Raw genomic sequence first — 22,046 nt, forward strand, 5'->3', positions numbered from 1 at the left:
TCTCTAATATTCTATTATTTAATTCCTAATACATCGAATCCTAAATCTTTAATTACTTTCTTTATTTCATTTTCATCAGTTGAATTTTCATCAAATGCTACTTTTACTTTACTTGCATTAAACAACACTTCCACATTTTCCACTCCAAATGTACTTTTAACTCCTTTTTCTATTTTTATTACACAACTTGGACATGTTAATGTCTCTAATTTAAATGTTTTGTTTGTCATAATTATTACCTCCTAATATTTTTATTTTCTTTATTGTAACTACATTATAAGATGAATAGAAAAATATAACCTTGACTCTGGTCAATTTTTATAAAATAAAAACCCATTAGCTATAATTGCTATTATGGGCCTTTTGTTACAAATTTTAAAAGGACTCATTATGAGTCCTTTTAAAGCTAGTTTATCTATAATTTACATAAGTAAGATAGGCCTTAGCAATACCAATATAATATTGTGATTCTCTAATTATATGACTAACTACTACACTTACTACCACATTATCATTAATTTCACGACTTTCCTTCATCATATTACTTAAAAGAGCTACAAAATTTTCACTTTGACATAGAGTAAATTCAATTAAATCTATGATTTGATCCTCTAATTCAGGAGTTATTATATAATTTATTCTAGCTAATCTTTCAATGTATTGGGCAATAGTAGCTTCTATTGAACTTAGAGATTCATATTCTGCCTTTAACTTCTCTTGAAATTCCTCTTCTAAATTACTAGCTAATTCCCTTATAACTACTGTATGTTCAGCTTCTTGTCTCTTCCAGAACTCAGCTTCTTCTAAAATTCTTACGTGATTCTTATCTCCATAACAAAATTGCATCTATTTCTTCCTCCTTTTCATAATCATATTTAGTCAATATCATTATATGTGGAAGTTGAAATTGTGTACTTGTTATAAAGTGGAACCTAATATAGATTGTATTAATACTTTTTACCTATATACTTCTTGTTTTATCAGCTAAAATTATTGTCTTGGCCAGTTTAACTCCAGCCTTTTTTGATCTTTCCTTTAGTTCATACTCTGCTTGTGCCTCTCCACGTTCATATAAATAAAGTGCTTTGATACTTTCAACTGTTCTCCATCCCACGGATTGAAGAGTTAAATTAATTGCATCTGAAGTGAAACCCATATTTTCTATTGTTTCTTGCTCACAAATAGATACTGTCACTGCATATTTGCTACCATTTACTTCATTTAGACTTAGCCATACTGAACGATCTGTTTCGTCAAAAACCTCATATGCATATAATCTATCTAGAAATTTTTTAGTTAACCATGTAACATTATAAAAATATGTTGGAGATCCAAGTACAATACCATCTGATTCTTCTAATTTAACATATACATCTTCTAAATCATCTTTAAGTACACATTTACAAGTTTTTCTACATCCTTCACAAGCAATACATCCCTTAAAATCTAAATCTGATAAATATATTTTTTCAACTTCAAATCCTTTTTCTTTTACTCCTTGTAAAACGGAATCAACTAATATATCAGTATTTCCGTTTTTTCTAGGACTTCCTATTATACCTAAAACTTTCATTATGCACCTCCTTTCTTAAAACAACTATATATATAGTCATCTATTATTGTAACTACCTAGAAACTTAAAACCTTATCTACTACTTCCATAATTAACTTTGGAGTATTATTTACTACATCTGTCATATATACTCTTTCAGTCATTTTGTGTAAATCTTTTCCCCAGGGGCCTATATTTATTACTGGTATTCGTAATTGTTTCAAGTTTTCAAAATCTATTTCATATATATCATTCCATATAGGAGTATTTTCTTCTATATAAGTAACTACTTCTTCACCTTTAATAAGTGATGTATAACTTAAGTCTGATATTCCCATAAAGTATCTTTTAAGGTCATAGCTTTCTCCAAATTCTTTTGCTTTTTTATTTACTATTTCTTTTATATTTGAAATCTTTTTATTTACATCTAAATTTTCATTAGAAACTGGAGGATAATATGGTGGAGATATTCCTATTACTACAATAGGATCATTACTTTTTGTATATTCTAATACCTTTTTAATTAATATAAAGTTTGAATTTGGAATATTTATTTTTCCTTCATTAATATCCTCTTTTATTTTTTTTATTAATTCTTTATACTCTTTTTCAAATTCTTCTTTTCCATTTACTTTTGCTTCTTTATATATTTCATTAAAAAATTTAACTTTTGGAGTCCATGAAAGCATTTTATTATCTTTACTATAAATTTTATAATTATTATTTAAATTCTCTATTGATTCTTTAAAAGCTATTTCACATATGTGTTTTATTTTGTTTAATATTTCTTTTGGTGTTTGTTTAAGGGGTAAGATACTAAAATATCCTCCTGCTGCTTCTGGAACTGAGACATCATAATTTTCTTTAAAATCTCTTAAATATATCCAAGTTGGTGGAGGAGATACTTCCCCTAAATCAGTATCGGAAAAATTCATATTAGTTTCAATATTTATAGCAATCTTTGATAGTATAAGTAGAGGATTAAATCCTGAAAATATTTCTCCTATATGTGATTTGAAACCTTTTACATATACTATAGGCATAATTTTTCCTACAGAACCATCATATATTGTACCTATTTCTTTTTCTTTTCTTGTATGTGGTTCAGAGTTAATTAATAGTTCATATTTTAAGTTGAATTTATCTTTTAATTTATTTAATAATCCAATAGATTTTCTCATACCTATTGATAAATTTTCCTCATCTGGAACAGATAATAATAAGACATTTCCATTGAAATTTATTTTTTCACTATAATGCTTTAGTATTTCTAATTGAATGGCAGCACCAGCTTTCATATCAGCTGTACCTCTTCCAAAATACCATTTGCTAGAATTTAAATCTTCTTTTATCTCTTGTGAAAATTCTAATGCGTTATATTGTTTCTTTAATTCTTTTGGTGAATAAGCATATTTTTTAAATTTTCCATAGTCAAGACTATCAACTACATCATGATGATGTAGTAAAACTATAGTTTCTTCACCATTTCCTTTTACTAAAGCCCATATTACTTTTCTTTGAAATTCATCATTTACATCAAGTTTTCCATAGTGATTTTTATTATTCTTAAAATACTCAAATGTAGAAATATATTTATAAATATACTTTTCAATATCTTTTTCTAGTTTTGTTCCAGTATCACTTTTTATATTAACAATGTCTAATAATATTTCTTCTATTTTTTTATAATCCATTTTTATCTCTCCTAAGTTTAAATAATAGACATTTAATATTGATACCCATATTTTATTTCATATTATAATTTATCACAACACAAGTTAATTATTTTATTTTTATAAATTACATCATATATTGAATTAAATTTGACTATAATAGTTACGTAGGAGGCTTGATCATAAATGAATAAAATCTTTAAAAATATTAATTTATTATTTTACTTCTTTGTTTCTCTATTATTTATGGAAATACTATTTAGGATTGCAACTATAGGTGAAATAAAATATCAAGGTCTTATGATATCTGCTATATTTATGCTTGCTTTATCAATAATATTTTTTTTATTATCTAATTTTTTAAAAGGATGGTGTCAAAGTACTTTTGCTTCATTTTTACTTATATCAATTGGTGTTATTTATTCTTCTCAAATTGTATACTATAAATTTTTCAGAACTTTTTATAGTGTATTTTCTGCTGGAAATACATCTCAAGTTTTAGAATTTTCTAAGGATATTTTAAATGTAACTCAAAAAAATATTAAATGGATTTTGTTGCTACTACTACCATCGTTAATTGTTCTAATATTTGGTAAGAAAAGAATAATATCATATAGAGTAAAATGGTTTTATAAACTTGCATTAATTGGTTGTATTATTACTACTCATGTAATTGGACTTATAACTATATTTTCAAGTGAGAGAGAACAATATTCTCCCTATGATTTATATTTTAATAATAATTCTATAAACTTATCAGTCAATAAACTAGGTCTAATAACTACTATGAGATTAGATTTACAAAGACTATTAACTGGATGGTCTCCAAAACTAAGGAAACCAAATATAGATATTGTTGCTTATTCTAATAAGGATTTTAAAGAAGAAAAGATAGAATATAATACAATGAATATAGATTTTGATGATATGATAGATACAGAAAAAAATTCTACAATAAAAGAAATGCATAATTATTTTAACACAATAAAACCTACATCAAAAAATGAATATACAGGAAAATATGAAGGATATAATTTAATATTTATTACGGCTGAAAGTTTTGCTCCTTATGCTGTTCACAAAGATTTAACTCCTACTTTATATAAAATGATAAATGAAGGATATAATTTCACAAATTTTTATAATCCTATATGGAATGTAAGCACTACTGATGGTGAATATGTAGCTTGTACAAGTTTGATTCCTAAAAGTGGAGTTTGGAGTTTTGATAAATCATCTAATAATTATCTTCCATTTGTAATGGGAAATCAATTTAAAAAATTAGGATATAAAACATTAGCATACCATAATCATAGCTATAAATATTATAATAGACATTTATCTCATCCAAATATGGGCTATGACTATAAGGGATTAGGTAATGGTTTGAATGTAAAGAAAACTTGGCCAGAATCTGATTTAGAAATGATAGAAAAAACTATCCCAGAATATATAGATAATGAACCTTTTCACACTTACTATATGACAGTAAGTGGACATATGCAATATAATTTCTTTGGCAATCAGATTGCTCATAAAAACAAAACTTTAGTTGATCATCTTAATTATTCTACAGAGGCTAAAGCATATATAGCTACTCAAATAGAATTAGATAGAGCATTGAAATATTTATTAGATAAATTAGAAGAAAAAAATATTGCTGATAAAACACTAATAGTGTTAAGTGCAGATCACTATCCATATGGACTTAAAGACAAAACTATAAATGAGTTATCTGGACATAAAGTTGAAAAGAACTTTGAGATTTATAAAAGTCCTCTTATAATTTATACTGCTGATATGACTCCAATTACTATTGATAAACCTTGTTCTAGTTTAGATATAATTCCTACTATTTCTAATTTATTAGGACTAGAATATGACTCAAGACTCTTAATGGGAAAAGATATATTTTCTGATTCTGATCCTTTAGTCATATTTCTAAATAGAAGCTATATAACTGATAAAGGAAGATATAATGCAGTTACTAAAAAATTCATTCCAAATAAAGGAGAAGTTATAGAAAAGGAATATACTGATATGATTTCATATATAATAGATACTAAATTTTATTATTCTGCTAAAATACTTGAAACAGACTATTATAATAAAATACTAAATGAATATAAGAAAAAATCTAAATAAAATAAAGATAGATATATCTATCTTTATTTTATTTGGATGCATCTATTATTTGTTTTATAATTTGTTCTTCATTATTTTCATGTTTTACTATACCATAGCTTTCTTTGAATTTCCCATGTTTGTCCTCGAATTTTTTTATAGATTTTTCTACATTACTTCCATCACATGTTATTACTAGCTTTACTTTATTAAAGGGTACTTCTTTTAAGAATCTTCTAATTGCTGGTGCTGGTCCTCCTGCCCATAATGGAGATACTACTATATAATCTTTAGTTCTATCTATTTCGCCATCAACTTTAATACTAACTTGTTTATCTGTTGAAGCATAAAATCCACCTTTAATAAAACCTAATATTCCATTCCAATTTTTATCATCAGTAATTTCTATGACTTCATTATCAATTCCATTAGCTATTGTTTCTGCTACCATTTTACTTACTCCTGTTCTTGAAAAATACACTATATTATACTTCATAATCTCATCTCCTCTTAATCCTTTTACGACCTTTATATATACTTATAACTAAGTATAGTCATATTTTGTTAAGTATACAACAAGATTAAAAATTTTTTTTAAAACAACTATTTATATGATCATCTATTATTCCTATTGCTTGAAGATAAGAGTAAATAGTAATAGAGCCTACAAATTTGAATCCTCTCTTTTTTAAATCATTACTTATTAAATCTGATAAAGATGACTTTGATGGTACTTCATTTATATTTTTATAATTATTAACTATCACTTTATTATTAGTGAAACTCCATATATAGTTATTAAAACTATTAAATTCATTTTGTATTTCTATAAATTTATTAGCATTATTTATCAATGCCTTAATCTTTCTTTTATGTCTTATAATCCCTTTATCATTTAATAATTCTTCTATTTTTTCTTCATCATAATTAGCTATTTTTTTATAATTAAAATTATAAAATGCTTTTCTAAAATTTTCTCTTTTCCGTAATATTGTAATAAAACTTAATCCTGCTTGCATTAATTCTAATAATAAAAACTCAAAATGAACTTTATCTTCATAGACTGGAACTCCCCATTCTTTATCATGATAATCCATATAAAGCTTACTACCTTCTGCCCAATCACATCTTTTCATTTAAATTTCTCCTCTCTATATATTAAACTAATTTCTCCAAACTTTTTTACTTCTTTATTTAATGTTCAATTTTCTTTATTTTATCATATAGTAATTAATATAATGTTACATTGAAATAATAGAAATATATGATAAAATGTTTCTAGACTCGAAATATTTTATCACAATATGACAATAAAAAGGGTGTAATTCATGGTAAACTTATCAAATGATTTAACTCCAAAGAAGATGCGAAAAAATATATTAAATTTAGCATGGCCAGCAGCACTTAGAATGTTTTTACAAAGTATTGTTGGTATAGTAGATATTATTATGGTAGGTAGTATAGGAGCTCACGCATTAGCTACTGTAGATATTAGTAATAGATTTGTTTTTATAACTGTAGGAGTATTGTCTTCCTTAACTATTGGTGCAACTGCTTTAGTTGCTAGATTTAAAGGTGCTAAAGATGAAGAACAGGTAGAAAAAATAATCATTCAGTCTTTATTAACTGGGGCTATACTTTCAATATTAATTGCTATTTTAGGATTTATTTTTGCTAAACCTATATTAAATTTAATGATGATATTAATGGATGAAGTTGATCCTTACATTCTAAATAATGGTAATATATATCTAAAAATAGTTTTTACTTCTATGCTTTTTGCTCTCCCAACTTTAATGTTTAATTCAATATTACAAGGTCTCGGAGATATGAGAACTCCTTTATATATAATGGTCACTACAAATATTATTAATGTTGTTGGTAATTATATCTTTATTTTTGGTATAGGTCCTATTCCAGAAATGGGAGTAGCTGGTGCAGCTATTGGTACTGGTTTAGGTAGATTAGTAGGCTTTTTATTGGCTGGATATGTTCTTCTAAGTAAAAAGACATTAATTAAAATTAATTTTAATAGTAGAAAATGGAAAATTGACTGGAAGATTTTAAAGGAAATACTGCACATAGGACTTCCCGCTTCAATAGAGGAATTAGTTAGAAGAGGCAGTCAAATAATTTATACTATTTTAGTCGCTGGTCTTGGTACTATAACTATAGCTGCAAATGCTGTAGTTATGAATATAAACTCTTTGCCTATAATGCTTGGATTTGGTTTTGGTTTAGCTTCTACTACTTTAGTAGGTCAAAGTTTAGGTGCTAATAAAAAGAAACTTGCTGAAGCCTATGGAAAACAGACTACTATTGTTGCTTTATTTTTAATGATATTAATATCTATTCCTATGTTTATCTGGGTAGAATTTATAATTAGATTATATACAAATAATGTAGAAGTTATTTCTATGGCTAAGCCTGTTGTCCGATTAATTATAGTAGCTCAACCTCTCTATGGAATATTCTTAGTTCTTGCAGGAGCTTTAAGGGGTGCAGGAGATACTAGATATACAATGATTACCACTATAATTGGTAATTTAGGTGGGAGGATTTTATCTAGTTTATTTTTTGGATACGTTTTAAATCTAGGGCTTATGGGATTTTGGTTAGGAATGGTATTAGATATTGGTTCAAGAACTGTATTAATATTCTTTAGATTTCTATCAAAAAAATGGCAAAAAATTTATAAAAAAAGAGAAAATACTAAAGCTATGGTTACTAAATAAAAGTTATTAAAATAAACTTTGCATGAAAGCAAAGTTTATTTTTTATTCTTCTATTTGATTATTTATAACTTGATCTTATATTTTAGAAAATTCTATATGAAGCTCTTTGTCCATATTTTTATTGATATAATTAAAATACTCATCTAAAGCTTTTAATAATATATATATTTTTTCTTCTTTAGCATTCTCACCCATATGACCTACTCTAAATAATTTACCACTAAACTTCCCTATGCTTCCTCCAATTAAGATATCTTTCTCATCTTTAAGATATTTAAACATATGATCAAAATCTATACCTTTAGGTAATTCTATTGCAGTTAATGTATTTGAATAATGATCATTAGAATAAATTCTAAATCCACATTTAGTAAATGTATCTCTTATTTTACTAGCTAACTCCTTATGTATTCTTGTAAAGTCTCCTATATTAATCAATCTATCTAGTGCCACATTGATTGAATTTATAAGAGCATCGGAATGTGTATATGGAAATTTCTTATTATCTACTACATTAATCCAATTTTTTAAATTTACATAATAACCCTTTATATTGCTTTTTCTATTATTTAATATATCTAAAGCTTTACTGCTTAAAAATATAATTGTTCCTCCAGATGTAACTGATAAACATTTTTGTGTTCCTGCAAGTAAAACATCTATATTCCATTTATCCATTAATATTTCTTCTCCACCATAGGAAGATACTGCATCAACTATAGATAATATACCTTTTTCTTTTAATAAAGGACATATTTCATCTATAGGATTAGTAACTCCTGTAGGCGTTTCACAGTGTACTAAAGTAGCTATTTTAAATGGACCATTTTTATCTATAAATTTTTCTAACTCCTCAATATCTATCCCTTTTCTATAGTCTCCTTTAAAATATACTTTTTCTCCTCCATACATATCTACAAAGTCTCCAAACCCTTTACCAAATATTCCATTATAAATACACAGCACTCTGTCTCCTTCTTCTATAAAAGATGCACAGGCACTTTCTAAACCAAGTATTGCTTCTCCTAGCATAATAACTGGTATAGATTCTTTAGAATTAATTATCCTTTTAGCTTTATCACAGGTGTCTTCATAAAGTTCAAAAAAATTTTCATCCATATCTGTATTAGTATTTTTAATTGCAAGTGCATTTCTTACTTCTTCACTACATTGAGTAGGTCCTGGTGTCATTATTAATTTATCCATCTTAATACCTCCTAACATAAATTTACCTAAAATATTAAATATAGCTATACCACTATTAATTGATATAAATACACTTATAGCCTCTATCTGAATAATTCATCTCCACTTAAATTATATGAATATTGATAGAAAACCGCAATACCATTTAAACTTATGAGAAAAAATGTATCGATTCACTTATGAAAAATAAAAAACTCATTAACATTTTAAATGTCAATGAGTAAATAAATTATATTATATTATCAAATATTACAATTAATAATGGTATTAAAAGTGCAGTTATAAGTCCCGAAATCCCCATTGCGAGTCCACTCATTGCACCTTCTGTTTCTCCCATTTCCATTGCCTTTGCAGTTCCTACAGCATGAGAAGATGTCCCTATCGCAATTCCTCTTGCTACTTTATCATCTATTTTAAATATCTTACATACTAAAGGAGCTATAATAGCACCTATTATTCCTGTTATAACTATAGCCATTACAGTTATTGATGGAATTCCACCAATTGTTTGTGATATTTCTATTCCAATTGGAGTAGTTATAGATTTAGGTATGAGAGAATAAATCATTTTAATATCATAATTAAATATTTTAGTTAATGCCACTACACTAATAAAAGATGTTAATACTCCTGTAAATATCCCAATTAAAATTGGCATTTTATGTTTCTTTAGTAATTCTATTTGTTTATATAAAGGAATAGCTAAAGCAACAGTAACTGGTCCTAAAAATAACGATAATATATCTCCACCTTTTTCATAAGAACTTAATTGTATATCAAATATACTAAGAACTAAAATGATAAGTGTAATACTTATCAACAAAGGATGTAATACAGGAATTTTTGTTTTTTTATAAATATATAACCCTATCTCAAAAGCAACTATAGATATTAGTATTCCAAAATAAGGCGTTTCAATGAACCCTTCCATTATTTTTCACCCCTTTTAATTACTTGTTGTACTACTAATCCAGTAATAGCCATAACTAATATTGTAGTAAGTATAAGTATCAATGAAAAACTCAACCAAATATCAGTAAATTTGTCTAACAAAGCTATAAGTGCTACACCAGGTGCTATAAAGAAGAATGCTAAATGATCAAGTAAAAAGTTACTAACATCTTCTATCATTTCTAACTTAATCACTTTAAAGTATAATGCTGCAAACAATAATATCATTCCTATTATATTACCTGGAATAGATATTCCTAATATATTATTAATCATTTCTCCAATTATAAAAAATGTCAAAATGATAGCAAATTGTCTAAACAATTTCATATATATTTACCTCTTTCTGTATATTTTATTGTATATTAAAAAAGCTTCCAAACTTTAAGTTTAGAAGCTTTTTAGTGGTGCCCAGAGGCGGAATCGAACCACCGACACGAGGATTTTCAGTCCTCTGCTCTACCGACTGAGCTATCTGGGCAAGTGGTGGGCCTTCAGGGATTCGAACCCCGGACCTACCGGTTATGAGCCGGGCGCTCTAACCAACTGAGCTAAAGGCCCAATATCAATTTAATATGATATTGGTAGGACTAAGTGGACTCGAACCACCGACCTCACGCTTATCAGGCGTGCGCTCTAACCAGCTGAGCTATAGTCCTATAAAATATATAATGGTCGGGGTGGCAGGATTTGAACCCGCGGCCCTCTGGTCCCAAACCAGATGCGCTACCAAACTGCGCTACACCCCGTTATTTTATTTTGTTATTTTACCTACCAAAAATTTATGGCAGGGGTAGCAGGACTTGAACCCACGACGCTTGGTTTTGGAGACCAACGCTCTACCAACTGAGCTATACCCCTAAAAATCTTGGTGGGCCTTCAGGGATTCGAACCCCGGACCTACCGGTTATGAGCCGGGCGCTCTAACCAACTGAGCTAAAGGCCCAATATTGGCGGAGAAGGAGGGATTTGAACCCTCGCGCCCCGTAAAGGACCTACTCCCTTAGCAGGGGAGCCTCTTCAGCCACTTGAGTACTTCTCCATATTGGTGGTTGTCTCTAAATTAAAATGGCGGAGAGGGTGGGATTCGAACCCACGTGGGCTTGCACCCTAACGGTTTTCAAGACCGCCCCGTTATGACCACTTCGGTACCTCTCCATATTTGGTGACCCATCGGCGACTCGAACGCCGGACACCCTGATTAAAAGTCAGATGCTCTACCAACTGAGCTAATGGGTCATATATTTGGCTGGGATAGCAGGACTCGAACCTACGCATGCCAGGATCAAAACCTGGTGCCTTACCGACTTGGCTATATCCCAAAAATGGTGCACCTGGGAGGATTCGAACCCCCGGCACATGGATTAGAAGTCCATTGCTCTATCCTACTGAGCTACAGGTGCAGGTTATATTGGAGCGGGTGAAGGGAATCGAACCCTCGCGACTGGCTTGGAAGGCCAGGGCTCTACCACTGAGCTACACCCGCATATCTTTTTGGAGCGGAAGACGAGATTCGAACTCGCGACCCTCGCCTTGGCAAGGCGATGCTCTACCACTGAGCCACTTCCGCAAGTTGGTGGAGGAGACTGGATTCGAACCAGTGAAAGCACAGCTAACGGATTTACAGTCCGTCCCCTTTGGCCAACTCGGGAACTCCTCCCTATTTTATGGAGCTGGTGAGAGGACTTGAACCCCCAACCTACTGATTACAAGTCAGTTGCTCTACCAATTGAGCTACACCAGCATAAATATTAAACTCACAACTTTTAAAATTACTTTTAGTATAACTCATTACTCTTCCTAACTAAGTGATTCACACGAAATCATAAAGAAGATTTCGGTTCTCTACTCATACCAATTGAGCTACACCAGCATGTGTGTTACAAAAGTTTAATTGGCGACCTGGAAGGGACTCGAACCCTCGACCTCCAGCGTGACAGGCTGGCATTCTAACCAACTGAACTACCAGGCCAATTATGGTGGGCACAACAGGGCTCGAACCTGTGACCCCCTGCTTGTAAGGCAGGTGCTCTCCCAACTGAGCTATGCGCCCGAAACAACAAAATATTATGGTGACCCTACCGGGACTCGAACCCGGGTTACCGCCGTGAAAGGGCGGTGTCTTAACCGCTTGACCATAGGGCCATAATGGTTGCGGGGGCCGGATTTGAACCAACGACCTCCGGGTTATGAGCCCGACGAGCTACCAGACTGCTCTACCCCGCGATGAAATTTTATTTTATTGGTGCCGGAGATCGGAATCGAACCGATACGATCGTATGAGGATCGCAGGATTTTAAGTCCTGTGCGTCTGCCAGTTCCGCCACTCCGGCCAATAATGGCTCTCAGGGTGGGACTCGAACCCACAGCCTACCGGTTAACAGCCGGTTGCTCCACCATTGAGCTACCTAAGAATAAAAACTAGCAACGTCCTACTCTCCCAAGGCGTTACCACCTAAGTACCATCAGCGCTGAAGGGCTTAACTTCTGTGTTCGAGATGGGAACAGGTGTGACCCCTTCGCTATCGTCACTAGATTTATACTTAAATTTTAATTTAAGTCATGTTATTAATTTAGGATTGTACCCTAAAAATTACACAGAAAATATTTACAATTTCATTGGTCAAGTCCTCGACCTATTAGTATCCCTAAGCTAAAAGTATTGCTACTCTTACACCTGAGACCTATCAACCAGATAGTCTAATCTGGGGTCTTACTCACTAATGTGATGGGAAATCTAATCTTAAGGGATGCTTCGCGCTTAGATGCCTTCAGCGCTTATCATTTCCATACTTAGCTACTCAGCTATGCTCTTGGCAGAACAACTGATGCACCAGCGGTATGTCCATCCCGGTCCTCTCGTACTAGGGACAGCTCCTTTCAAATTTCCTGCGCCCACGGCGGATAGGGACCGAACTGTCTCACGACGTTCTGAACCCAGCTCGCGTGCCTCTTTAATGGGCGAACAGCCCAACCCTTGGGACCTACTACAGCCCCAGGATGAGACGAGCCGACATCGAGGTGCCAAACCTCCCCGTCGATGTGGACTCTTGGGGGAGATAAGCCTGTTATCCCCGGGGTAGCTTTTATCCGTTGAGCGATGGCCCTTCCACTCGGAACCACCGGATCACTAAGTCCAACTTTCGTTCCTGCTCGAGATGTATCTCTCGCAGTCAAGCTCCCTTATGCCTTTACACTCTTCGCACGATTTCCGACCGTGCTGAGGGAACCTTTGAGCGCCTCCGTTACCTTTTAGGAGGCGACCGCCCCAGTCAAACTGCCCAACTGACAGTGTCCCAAGACCGGATTCACGGTCTATGGTTAGAATTTTAGTATTACAAGAGTGGTATCCCAAGGATGACTCCATCAAGGCTAGCGCCCTGACTTCCAAGTCTCCCACCTATCCTGTACAAGTAATACCAAAATCCAATGTCAGCTTGCAGTAAAGCTCCACGGGGTCTTTCCGTCCTGCCGCGGGTAACCAGCATCTTCACTGGTACTACAATTTCACCGAGTCCATTGTTGAGACAGTGCCCAAATCGTTACACCTTTCGTGCGGGTCGGAACTTACCCGACAAGGAATTTCGCTACCTTAGGACCGTTATAGTTACGGCCGCCGTTCACTGGGGCTTAAGTTCATGCCTTCGGATTACTCCTAAGCAGTCCCATTAACCTTCCAGCACCGGGCAGGTGTCAGCCCCTATACTTCGTCTTTCAACTTAGCAGAGACCTGTGTTTTTGCTAAACAGTCGCTTGGGCCTATTCTCTGCGGCCGGATTAAGCTTTAAGAGTAAATCTTATCACCTTATCCGGCACCCCTTCTCCCGAAGTTACGGGGTCATTTTGCCGAGTTCCTTAACAATGGTTATCTCGCTCATCTTAGAATTTTCATCTCGCCTACCTGTGTCGGTTTACGGTACGGGTACCTACTTTACTCGATAGAGGCTTTTCTTGACAGTGTGGAATCAGTTAGTTCGCTACTTAAATTTCGCTCCCATTCGTATCTCAGAATTGTTTTAGCGGATTTACCTACTAAAACTCCCTACTTACTTAGACACACCAAACCAACAGTGTGATAACATATCCTACTGTGTCACCCCATCTCTCAAACGCAAAGAGGTAGTACAGGAATCTCAACCTGTTATCCATCGCCTACGCATATCGCCTCGGCTTAGGCCCCGACTAACCCTGAGAGGACGAGCCTTCCTCAGGAAACCTTGGGCTTTCGATGGGAAGGATTCTCACCTTCCTTTCGCTACTCATGCCAACATTCTCTCTTGTATATAGTCCACTACTCCTCTCGGTGTAACTTCAATCCATATACAATGCTCCTCTACCAACGCATAAAGCGTTCCGTAGCTTCGGTGGTAAGTTTGAGCCCCGGACATTTTCGGCGCAAAACCACTTGACCAGTGAGCTATTACGCACTCTTTAAATGAATGGCTGCTTCTAAGCCAACATCCTGGTTGTCTGTGTAGTCTTACATCCTTTTCCACTTAACTTACACTTTGGGACCTTAGCTGACGGTCTGGGCTGTTTCCCTTTCGACTACGAATCTTATCACCCGCAGTCTGACTCCTAAGAATATGACTATGGCATTCGGAGTTTGATAGGCTTTAGTAACACAAAGTGCCCCTTAGCCATTCAGTGCTCTACCTCCACGTCACTAATCTTAAGGCTAGCCCTAAAGCTATTTCGAGGAGAACCAGCTATCTCCGGGTTCGATTGGAATTTCACCGCTATCCACAGGTCATCCGATAGCTTTTCAACGCTAAACGGTTCGGACCTCCACGAAATTTTACTTCCGCTTCATCCTGCCCATGGATAGGTCACCCGGTTTCGGGTCTACGACATATAACTTAGTCGCCCTATTAAGACTTGGTTTCCCTACGGCTTCAGACCTTAAGTCCTTAACCTTGCTATATATCGTAACTCGTTGGCCCGTTCTACAAAAAGTACGCGGTCGCTCGTAAAAAGAGCTTCCACTGCTTGTAAACATAGGGTTTCAGGTTCTATTTCACTCCCCTTCCGGGGTTCTTTTCACCATTCCCTCACGGTACTATACGCTATCGGTCACTAGAAAGTATTTAGCCTTGGGGGGTGGTCCCTCCTGCTTCCCACAGAGTTTCTCGTGTTCCGTGGTACTCTGGAACAAAACCAAAAAGAATATGAGTTTCATCTACAGGACTTTCACCTTCTATGGTGGATCTTTCCAGACCCTTCGATTACTCGATTCTTTTCTTAACGGTAATGTCCACAACCCCAGTAAAGGAAACCCTTACTGGTTTGGGCTCTTCCCATTTCGCTCGCCGCTACTAAGGGAATCGATTTTTCTTTCTCTTCCTTGGGGTACTTAGATGTTTCAGTTCTCCCAGTGTTCCCTCAATTACCTATGTATTCAGTAATTGATACCTAAAGTTTATTTAGGTGGGTTTCCCCATTCGGAAATTCCCGGATCAAAGCCTGCTTGCGGCTCCCCGAGACGTATCGGCGCTTACCCCGTCCTTCATCGGCTTCTAGTGCCAAGGCATTCACCCTATGCTCTTAAAAACTTGACCGGTGAAATGTATAATTAGTCAAATGACTTACATTTCGCTAAAATTGTTTTAATATATTTCTGTGTAATTTTCAAGGTACAAAAGAGTAAACTAAAATTAATTAGTCTCTCAAAAATGAACAGTGTAGAAATTACTCCTTAGAAAGGAGGTGATCCAGCCGCACCTTCCGATACGGCTACCTTGTTACGACTTCACCCCAGTCATTGATCCTACCTTCGACACCTGCATCCCGAGGGTTAGCTCGGTGGCTTCGGGTATTACCAACTCCCATGGTGTGACGGGCGGTGTGTACAAGGCCCGGGAACGCATTCACCGCGACATTCTGATCCGCGATTACTAGCAACTCCAACTTCATGTGGGCGAGTTGCAGCCCACAATCCGAACTGGGATCGGCTTATTGGGATTAGCTCCCCCTTGCGGGTTGGCTACCCGTTGTACCGACCATTGTAGCACGTGTGTAGCCCAGGACATAAGGGGCATGATGATTTGACGTCATCCCCACCTTCCTCCGGTTTGTCACCGGCAGTCCCTCTAGAGTGCCCAGCATAACCTGCTGGCAACTAAAGGCAAGGGTTGCGCTCGTTGCGGGACTTAACCCAACATCTCACGACACGAGCTGACGACAACCATGCACCACCTGTCACCACAGTCCCCGAAGGGAAGGCCTTATCTCTAAGGCTGTCTGTGGGATGTCAAGTCCTGGTAAGGTTCTTCGCGTTGCTTCGAATTAAACCACATGCTCCGCTGCTTGTGCGGGCCCCCGCCAATTCCTTTGAGTTTTAATCTTGCGATCGTACTCCCCAGGCGGAGTGCTTAATGTGTTAACTGCGGCACTGAAACCTGTCGGCCCCAACACCTAGCACTCATCGTTTACGGCGTGGACTACCAGGGTATCTAATCCTGTTTGCTCCCCACGCTTTCGAGCCTCAGCGTCAGTAACAGTCCAGAGAGTCGCCTTCGCCACTGGTGTTCCTCCTAATATCTACGCATTTCACCGCTCCACTAGGAATTCCACTCTCCTCTCCTGCACTCAAGCTTTGTAGTTTCAAATGCTTACATTGGTTAAGCCAATGGCTTTAACATCTGACTTACAAAGCCGCCTACGCTCCCTTTACGCCCAGTGATTCCGGACAACGCTCGCCCCCTACGTATTACCGCGGCTGCTGGCACGTAGTTAGCCGGGGCTTCCTCCTTAGATACCGTCAAAATTCTTCCCTAAGGACAGAGCTTTACGATCCGAAGACCTTCATCGCTCACGCGGCATCGCTGCATCAGGGTTTCCCCCATTGTGCAATATTCCCCACTGCTGCCTCCCGTAGGAGTCTGGACCGTGTCTCAGTTCCAGTGTGGCCGATCACCCTCTCAGGCCGGCTACCCATCGTTGCCTTGGTAAGCAGTTACCTTACCAACTAGCTAATGGGACGCGGGACCATCCTATACCACCGGAGTTTTGACTCATGCACCATGCGGTGCTAGAGTTTCATGGAGTATTAATCCCGGTTTCCCGAGGCTATCCTCCTGTATAGGGCAGGTTTCCCACGCGTTACTCACCCGTCCGCCGCTAGAAAGATTAAAAAATCATCCGAAGAATCAATTCTAATTTTCTCGCTCGACTTGCATGTGTTAGGCGTGCCGCCAGCGTTCGTCCTGAGCCAGGATCAAACTCTCAATAAAAATTTAAAGTTCGTTTTCCTTTGACCCAAAATTGAATCAAACGTTAGCTTAATTTAGCTTTATAATTTTACAACTTATAAGTTGTTGTTATCTACACTGTTCAGTTTTCAAAGGCCAATTTGTTATCGCTGTTTGCTAGCGACTCTTAATACTATATCAGGTTTTAAGTAACTTGTCAAGAACTTTTTTGTTTCCTTTCAAATTCTTTTTTCTCTTTAGAAAGACAAGCTTTCCTGACGACTCTTAGTACTATATCAAATATCCATATGTTTGTCAATAATTTTTTTAAGATTTTTCAAATCACCTATATAATCATCTTTTATAGACCTATTATAGATTACTGCTGCTGGATGGTACAAAGGATAAACAATATATTCTTTTCTCATTATAGTCTTATTTATTTTCTTACCATGGTAATTACCTATTGTAACACTATCACTTTCTAATATTGTCTTAAAAGGTACATTTCCCAAAGTTACAATTATATCAGGTTTTATTATTGATATTTCTTCAAATAGATAATCAGAAAAATTATTTATTTCTTCTTTAATAGGTGTTCTATTAATATCTCTCCCTGTTTTTTTACTCTTCTTTGTAGGTCTATACTTTACTACATTTGTTATATAAATATCTTTTCTATCTAATTTTAATATATCTAAAAACTCATTTAAATATTTACCTGCAGCACCTACAAAAGGCTTTCTCTTTTCCTCTTCATTCTTACCAGGAGCTTCACCTATAAGTATTATTCTGCTATCTACACTTCCATTTCCTAACACTAATCTTTTTTCATTAAACTTTTTTTCTATGTTTTCATTAAATCTATTCATAATTGTTTGTTTATCCATAAATTTCTCCTTTTATAATTCTATAATTTGAATAAATAGAACTAACACATCATAAATATTACTATTATCTAATTATTTAAATGGGGGTATAAAAATGATTATATCTACAATTTTATTTGTTTTAGGTTTGATTTTAATTGTAAAGGGTGGTGATTATTTCATTGAATCCTCTATTGAAATAGCTAAAATTTCCAAATTACCAAAAATACTAATAGGAGCTACAATTGTAAGTATTGCTACAACTGCTCCAGAAGCTGTTGTGTCAATAACTGCTTCTTTTAAAAATTATACCCAAATGAGTGTAGGTAATTCAATAGGCTCTATAATTTGTAATACGGGTTTGATTCTAGGAATAACTGCTATTATAAGTCCTACTAAAGTTAAAGGTAATTTCACAAAATTAAAATCATTAATGTTAATACTATTTTTCATTATATTTTTAAAATTGTCTTTTGATAGAACTATTAACTATAGTGATGCTTGGATACTATTGATACTTTTAATTATATACATATTATTTGACTTACTAGTTATTATGCACAAAAAAAATAAACCTATGAAAGACCATGAAATTATTTATTCTAAAAAAAATTATATCAAAATCATTCTATTATTTATTATAGGTATTGTAGGTATTTTTATAGGTTCTAATCTACTTATAAATAATGGTATTGTCATAGCAACATTTATAGGTATTCCTGAAGCAGTTATAAGTCTAACATTAATAGCATTAGGAACTTCATTACCTGAATTAACCACTGCATTAACTGCCTTAAAAAAAGGTCATTCCTCACTATCTATAGGTAATATAATAGGTGCCAATATCTTAAACATATCTTTAGTTCTAGGTGCTTCTGGTTTTTTAAATGATCTTAACATATCTATACAAAATATTTACTTAGATTTTGTTATAGCATTTATATTAATATTAATACTAACACTTACATGTATATTTAGAGGTAAAGTCAATAGATTAGTAGGATTTTTACTCTTTCTGATTTACATGATATATTTATTTATTTTATATTATATATACTTTTAAAACAGCTATATAGACTAACTTTTTAAAGTTAGCCTTATAGTTAAAATATTAAGTGTAATATTGGAACAGATATTAATATTGTTATTATAACTCTTTCAACCCATATTATTAAAAAGTCTTTTAAGGTTAATGGTATTTCTGTGGCCATTATACAAGGTATTGACGCTGAAAAGAATAATATTTCTGAAACACTTACTATACCTATAAAAAATTTTGTAATCAAATCAGCTTCGGTAACTAATAATGCTGGTAAAAACATCTCAGCTATACTTAAAGCACTTGCTTTTGCTGCTAATAATGGACTTGGTAATTTCACTAATAATGTAAAAGGATAAAATATATATCCTAATATATCAAACAATGGAGTATATTCTGCTAAAATTAATCCTATTACCCCTATAGCCATCAATAAAGGTCCTATTGATAAGGCCAATTTTATACCTGCTTTTAAATTAATCCATATTGATTCAAATAATGTAGGTGATTTATCGAAAGCTTTCATTCCCTCTTTATAAGCTGTTTTAAATCTATTATTTTTAACTATTTTTTCGCTATCTCCTTTTTGACCATTATAATATAAATCTGGCTTTTTATTTAATGGATAAATTCTAGTTGTTATAGCTGTAACCACAAAGGTAATTATCAGTGTCAACCAAAAATATAATAACCACTTATCCATTATGCCTAATGTATTAGCTACTATTACCATAAATGTAGCTGATACTGTAGAAAATCCTGTTGCAATAATTGAAGCTTCTTTTCCAGTATATTTTCCTTCAGTATAAACTCTATTAGTTATTAACAGTCCAAGTGAATAACTACCTACAAATGATGCTACTGCATCTATTGATGACCTTCCTGGTGTTTTCCAAATAGGCCTCATAATAATTTGCATAAATACACCTATAAATTCCATTAACCCATAGTTAACTAAAAAGGCTAAAAATATAGAACCTATTGGTACTATTGTAGTTACTGGTATTACTATTTTGCTATAAATAAAAGGAATTAAATCCGGTTTTAACAATGCCTTGGGACCTATTTCAAAGATGCCCATAAATATGAATATAATACCAACTAATTTTAATATAGAGAAAATTGATGTAGCTTTATCTTTATTCCATGTTTTATTTATAAAAGGAAGTATACCACCTATTGTCACTATTAATCCAGCATATACTGGTCCAAATTTCGGGATAGATTTAATATAATTCACTATATGATCTAAAGGTATAGAGCTTTTCCCCATTATAGTAATAGGTACAAAAAACATAAAAATACCAATTAAAGAATATAAAATAAATTTGAAAATTTTGATACTTTCATTTTTTCCTTTGTCTTTTTTTATTTCTACCATAACATCACCTCTTATTAATTTATTATTCTGAATAATTAAGAAAAAGAAATATTTCCATTATATATATTATACTCTATTTTAATAAAAACACAAATAAAAAATGACAATAGGATTATTGTCATTTTTATCTATTATTTATCTTTCTAAAAACTAAATATGAATATACTGTTGTAAAAAACACTAAGACTAAAGCTCCTCCAATTGTTAACCAGATTGCAATTTCTCCTGTAATAAATCCTGAGATAATAAATAGTATTCCTAATACTACAAATACATATCTAGATGCTCTATGAGTTTTCTTCCATACTTCTTCACTTGCAAGAGTCCAAGGATTTCTTATACCAAAGAAATAATTATGCCTTATTTGCCCCATATAATTACCTATAATTATGAATAATATTCCCACCCCAAGATTTACTAAGAGCTGTATATTCATATCATGACCTAGTGATACATATATTGAAATCCAATGAATCACTATTAAGAATATAATTACTGTAAATATAGTCATGTTATAAGCTTTTTTATGCTTTTCATAGGATTCTTTTTTAGGATCAATTTTAGGTAAAAATTTCATTAATAAATAAAGAATTAATGGTAATAAAGCAGTAAAAAAAACTGCCTCTTTTCCCCAATATGAATTCACTTCTCCATCTATACCCCATTGTTGTGGAATTTCTTCTGGAAGATCATTATACACAAAAATTGTAGTAATAAATGATATTAATACTATAACAATCAAAATCCAATCTTTTTTCATCTCTAACTCTCCCCTCTAAAATCTAAAAACCATTTCATTACTTCTTGAACAACAGTAGTATTTAATGAATATATTATATTTTGACCTTCCTTTTCCCATAAAACTAATTCTGCATTTTTCAAAATATTTAAATGATGACTTATAGAAGGTTTACTTATATCAAATTTTTCCGATATTTCTCCTGCAGACATATCACTATCTCTCAAGTATTCTAGTATCTTACGTCTAGTAGGATCTGATAATGCTTTAAATACTTTGTTCAATTTATCACCTCATTTCATTAGATAGTTAGATAACTATCTAATTATATTCTATATATATATTATTTATTTGTCAATATAATTAAATATAGAAGCTATATAATTATATAGCTTCTATATTTAAATTAATATCTACAACCAAAGCTTGGATAGCAGAATAATACTACTAATAGTAAAAAGAAAAATAACAATTCGCTATTTACTCCTTCTTCTCCAAAACACCCTAATAATTTACCTCTAGTTTCAGACATTTAATATCATTCCTTCCTTTAATATGTTATTTGTTAATCTAATATATAATACACA

General features: G+C 33.2%; 17 protein-coding genes, 21 tRNA genes and 3 rRNA genes. 3 read left to right on the forward strand and 38 right to left on the reverse strand.

Annotation, left to right across the window (positions count from 1 at the left end; translation table 11 throughout):
- Nucleotides 1-14: 14 nt before the first annotated feature.
- The 4 genes from E0D94_RS13250 to E0D94_RS13265 all read right to left on the reverse strand — a co-directional run bounded on the left by E0D94_RS13250 (nucleotide 15) and on the right by E0D94_RS13265 (nucleotide 3,246).
- The gene (locus E0D94_RS13250; protein WP_130808037.1) at nucleotides 15-230 is read right to left on the reverse strand and encodes a heavy-metal-associated domain-containing protein; all 216 of its coding nucleotides are present in this window, start codon (nucleotides 228-230) and stop codon (nucleotides 15-17) included.
- A gap of 181 nt (nucleotides 231-411) precedes the next feature.
- Nucleotides 412-846 carry a DUF2935 domain-containing protein gene (locus E0D94_RS13255; RefSeq protein ID WP_130808038.1) on the reverse strand — a complete coding sequence of 145 codons (435 nt, stop codon included), beginning with the start codon at nucleotides 844-846 and terminating at the stop codon, nucleotides 412-414.
- Nucleotides 847-961: 115 nt separating this feature from the next.
- Nucleotides 962-1,573 carry a flavodoxin family protein gene (locus tag E0D94_RS13260; protein ID WP_130808039.1) on the reverse strand — a complete coding sequence of 204 codons (612 nt, stop codon included), beginning with the start codon at nucleotides 1,571-1,573 and terminating at the stop codon, nucleotides 962-964.
- A gap of 56 nt (nucleotides 1,574-1,629) precedes the next feature.
- Entirely contained in the window at nucleotides 1,630-3,246 is a 1,617-nt protein-coding gene (locus E0D94_RS13265; RefSeq protein ID WP_130808040.1) for a M20/M25/M40 family metallo-hydrolase, read from the reverse strand.
- A 165-nt stretch (nucleotides 3,247-3,411) separates the two neighbouring features.
- Between E0D94_RS13265 and E0D94_RS13270 the strand changes: the two genes are divergently transcribed.
- Nucleotides 3,412-5,370 (forward strand): LTA synthase family protein, encoded by a 1,959-nt coding sequence (locus E0D94_RS13270; RefSeq protein ID WP_130808041.1) that lies wholly within the window; start codon nucleotides 3,412-3,414, stop codon nucleotides 5,368-5,370.
- A 28-nt stretch (nucleotides 5,371-5,398) separates the two neighbouring features.
- Here the strand turns inward: E0D94_RS13270 and E0D94_RS13275 are convergent, their stop codons facing one another.
- On the reverse strand, nucleotides 5,399-5,845 hold the full coding sequence (locus E0D94_RS13275; protein WP_130808042.1) for a flavodoxin family protein: 447 nt from the start codon (nucleotides 5,843-5,845) through the stop codon (nucleotides 5,399-5,401).
- 85 nt (nucleotides 5,846-5,930) lie between these two features.
- A complete protein-coding gene (locus E0D94_RS13280) occupies nucleotides 5,931-6,485 on the reverse strand; it encodes a DNA-3-methyladenine glycosylase I (protein WP_130808043.1) in 555 nt (184 codons plus the stop codon).
- A 192-nt stretch (nucleotides 6,486-6,677) separates the two neighbouring features.
- Between E0D94_RS13280 and E0D94_RS13285 the strand changes: the two genes are divergently transcribed.
- Nucleotides 6,678-8,084: an MATE family efflux transporter gene (locus tag E0D94_RS13285; protein ID WP_130808044.1), complete on the forward strand. Its 1,407-nt coding sequence runs from the start codon at nucleotides 6,678-6,680 to the stop codon at nucleotides 8,082-8,084.
- Between the two features lie 75 nt (nucleotides 8,085-8,159).
- Here the strand turns inward: E0D94_RS13285 and E0D94_RS13290 are convergent, their stop codons facing one another.
- The 28 genes from E0D94_RS13290 to E0D94_RS13425 form a co-directional block, all read right to left on the reverse strand.
- Entirely contained in the window at nucleotides 8,160-9,290 is a 1,131-nt protein-coding gene (locus E0D94_RS13290) for a pyridoxal-phosphate-dependent aminotransferase family protein (protein WP_165442972.1), read from the reverse strand.
- A 229-nt stretch (nucleotides 9,291-9,519) separates the two neighbouring features.
- Nucleotides 9,520-10,224, reverse strand: a complete 705-nt coding sequence (locus E0D94_RS13295; protein ID WP_130808046.1) for an LrgB family protein — start codon at nucleotides 10,222-10,224, stop codon at nucleotides 9,520-9,522.
- Nucleotides 10,221-10,571: a CidA/LrgA family protein gene (locus E0D94_RS13300; protein ID WP_130808047.1), complete on the reverse strand. Its 351-nt coding sequence runs from the start codon at nucleotides 10,569-10,571 to the stop codon at nucleotides 10,221-10,223. Before E0D94_RS13300 ends, E0D94_RS13295 begins: the two co-directional genes overlap by 4 nt.
- A 75-nt stretch (nucleotides 10,572-10,646) precedes the next feature.
- Nucleotides 10,647-10,722 (reverse strand) — tRNA-Phe (locus tag E0D94_RS13305).
- A 3-nt stretch (nucleotides 10,723-10,725) separates the two neighbouring features.
- A tRNA-Ile gene (locus tag E0D94_RS13310) sits at nucleotides 10,726-10,802 on the reverse strand.
- Nucleotides 10,803-10,823: 21 nt separating this feature from the next.
- Nucleotides 10,824-10,900, reverse strand: a tRNA-Ile gene (locus tag E0D94_RS13315).
- 13 nt (nucleotides 10,901-10,913) lie between these two features.
- Nucleotides 10,914-10,990: transfer RNA gene (locus tag E0D94_RS13320), tRNA-Pro, on the reverse strand.
- A gap of 36 nt (nucleotides 10,991-11,026) precedes the next feature.
- A tRNA-Trp gene (locus E0D94_RS13325) sits at nucleotides 11,027-11,102 on the reverse strand.
- A gap of 8 nt (nucleotides 11,103-11,110) precedes the next feature.
- Nucleotides 11,111-11,187, reverse strand: a tRNA-Ile gene (locus tag E0D94_RS13330).
- A 5-nt stretch (nucleotides 11,188-11,192) separates the two neighbouring features.
- Nucleotides 11,193-11,283: transfer RNA gene (locus E0D94_RS13335), tRNA-Ser, on the reverse strand.
- 27 nt (nucleotides 11,284-11,310) lie between these two features.
- Nucleotides 11,311-11,399, reverse strand: a tRNA-Ser gene (locus E0D94_RS13340).
- Between the two features lie 5 nt (nucleotides 11,400-11,404).
- Nucleotides 11,405-11,480 (reverse strand) — tRNA-Lys (locus E0D94_RS13345).
- Nucleotides 11,481-11,487: 7 nt separating this feature from the next.
- A tRNA-Gln gene (locus E0D94_RS13350) sits at nucleotides 11,488-11,563 on the reverse strand.
- Nucleotides 11,564-11,567: 4 nt separating this feature from the next.
- A tRNA-Arg gene (locus tag E0D94_RS13355) sits at nucleotides 11,568-11,644 on the reverse strand.
- Nucleotides 11,645-11,653: 9 nt separating this feature from the next.
- Nucleotides 11,654-11,727 (reverse strand) — tRNA-Gly (locus E0D94_RS13360).
- Between the two features lie 9 nt (nucleotides 11,728-11,736).
- Nucleotides 11,737-11,811, reverse strand: a tRNA-Gly gene (locus tag E0D94_RS13365).
- 4 nt (nucleotides 11,812-11,815) lie between these two features.
- Nucleotides 11,816-11,901, reverse strand: a tRNA-Tyr gene (locus E0D94_RS13370).
- Between the two features lie 8 nt (nucleotides 11,902-11,909).
- A tRNA-Thr gene (locus tag E0D94_RS13375) sits at nucleotides 11,910-11,985 on the reverse strand.
- Between the two features lie 151 nt (nucleotides 11,986-12,136).
- Nucleotides 12,137-12,213, reverse strand: a tRNA-Asp gene (locus tag E0D94_RS13380).
- Between the two features lie 5 nt (nucleotides 12,214-12,218).
- A tRNA-Val gene (locus E0D94_RS13385) sits at nucleotides 12,219-12,294 on the reverse strand.
- Nucleotides 12,295-12,311: 17 nt separating this feature from the next.
- A tRNA-Glu gene (locus E0D94_RS13390) sits at nucleotides 12,312-12,386 on the reverse strand.
- 4 nt (nucleotides 12,387-12,390) lie between these two features.
- Nucleotides 12,391-12,467 (reverse strand) — tRNA-Met (locus E0D94_RS13395).
- Between the two features lie 17 nt (nucleotides 12,468-12,484).
- Nucleotides 12,485-12,574 (reverse strand) — tRNA-Leu (locus E0D94_RS13400).
- Nucleotides 12,575-12,580: 6 nt separating this feature from the next.
- Nucleotides 12,581-12,655 (reverse strand) — tRNA-Asn (locus tag E0D94_RS13405).
- 5 nt (nucleotides 12,656-12,660) lie between these two features.
- Nucleotides 12,661-12,777: ribosomal RNA gene (rrf, locus tag E0D94_RS13410) — 5S ribosomal RNA — on the reverse strand.
- 83 nt (nucleotides 12,778-12,860) lie between these two features.
- Nucleotides 12,861-15,799: ribosomal RNA gene (locus E0D94_RS13415) — 23S ribosomal RNA — on the reverse strand.
- Between the two features lie 141 nt (nucleotides 15,800-15,940).
- A 16S ribosomal RNA gene (locus tag E0D94_RS13420) occupies nucleotides 15,941-17,473 on the reverse strand.
- The 16S, 23S and 5S rRNA genes sit together here with 21 tRNA genes alongside, the layout of an rRNA operon.
- A gap of 254 nt (nucleotides 17,474-17,727) precedes the next feature.
- Nucleotides 17,728-18,321, reverse strand: a complete 594-nt coding sequence (locus E0D94_RS13425) for a uracil-DNA glycosylase (RefSeq protein WP_130808048.1) — start codon at nucleotides 18,319-18,321, stop codon at nucleotides 17,728-17,730.
- 94 nt (nucleotides 18,322-18,415) lie between these two features.
- Here E0D94_RS13425 and E0D94_RS13430 point away from each other — a divergent pair, with 94 nt between their 5' ends.
- A complete protein-coding gene (locus E0D94_RS13430; RefSeq protein ID WP_130808049.1) occupies nucleotides 18,416-19,363 on the forward strand; it encodes a calcium/sodium antiporter in 948 nt (315 codons plus the stop codon).
- Between the two features lie 40 nt (nucleotides 19,364-19,403).
- Here E0D94_RS13430 and E0D94_RS13435 read toward each other — a convergent pair whose 3' ends face one another.
- From E0D94_RS13435 to E0D94_RS15155, 4 genes are all read right to left on the reverse strand, one after another.
- The gene (locus E0D94_RS13435) at nucleotides 19,404-20,720 is read right to left on the reverse strand and encodes a YjiH family protein (RefSeq protein WP_130808050.1); all 1,317 of its coding nucleotides are present in this window, start codon (nucleotides 20,718-20,720) and stop codon (nucleotides 19,404-19,406) included.
- A gap of 124 nt (nucleotides 20,721-20,844) precedes the next feature.
- Complete coding sequence (locus E0D94_RS13440) at nucleotides 20,845-21,480, reverse strand: SdpI family protein (protein WP_130808051.1); 636 nt, start codon at nucleotides 21,478-21,480, stop codon at nucleotides 20,845-20,847.
- 2 nt (nucleotides 21,481-21,482) lie between these two features.
- Entirely contained in the window at nucleotides 21,483-21,743 is a 261-nt protein-coding gene (locus E0D94_RS13445; protein WP_130808052.1) for an autorepressor SdpR family transcription factor, read from the reverse strand.
- A gap of 122 nt (nucleotides 21,744-21,865) precedes the next feature.
- Nucleotides 21,866-21,991 (reverse strand): hypothetical protein, encoded by a 126-nt coding sequence (locus E0D94_RS15155; RefSeq protein WP_278044708.1) that lies wholly within the window; start codon nucleotides 21,989-21,991, stop codon nucleotides 21,866-21,868.
- Between the last annotated feature and the right edge of the window lie 55 nt (nucleotides 21,992-22,046).

This window comes from Senegalia massiliensis (genome assembly GCF_900626135.1).
GTDB classification, from domain to species: domain Bacteria; phylum Bacillota; class Clostridia; order Tissierellales; family SIT17; genus Anaeromonas; species Anaeromonas massiliensis.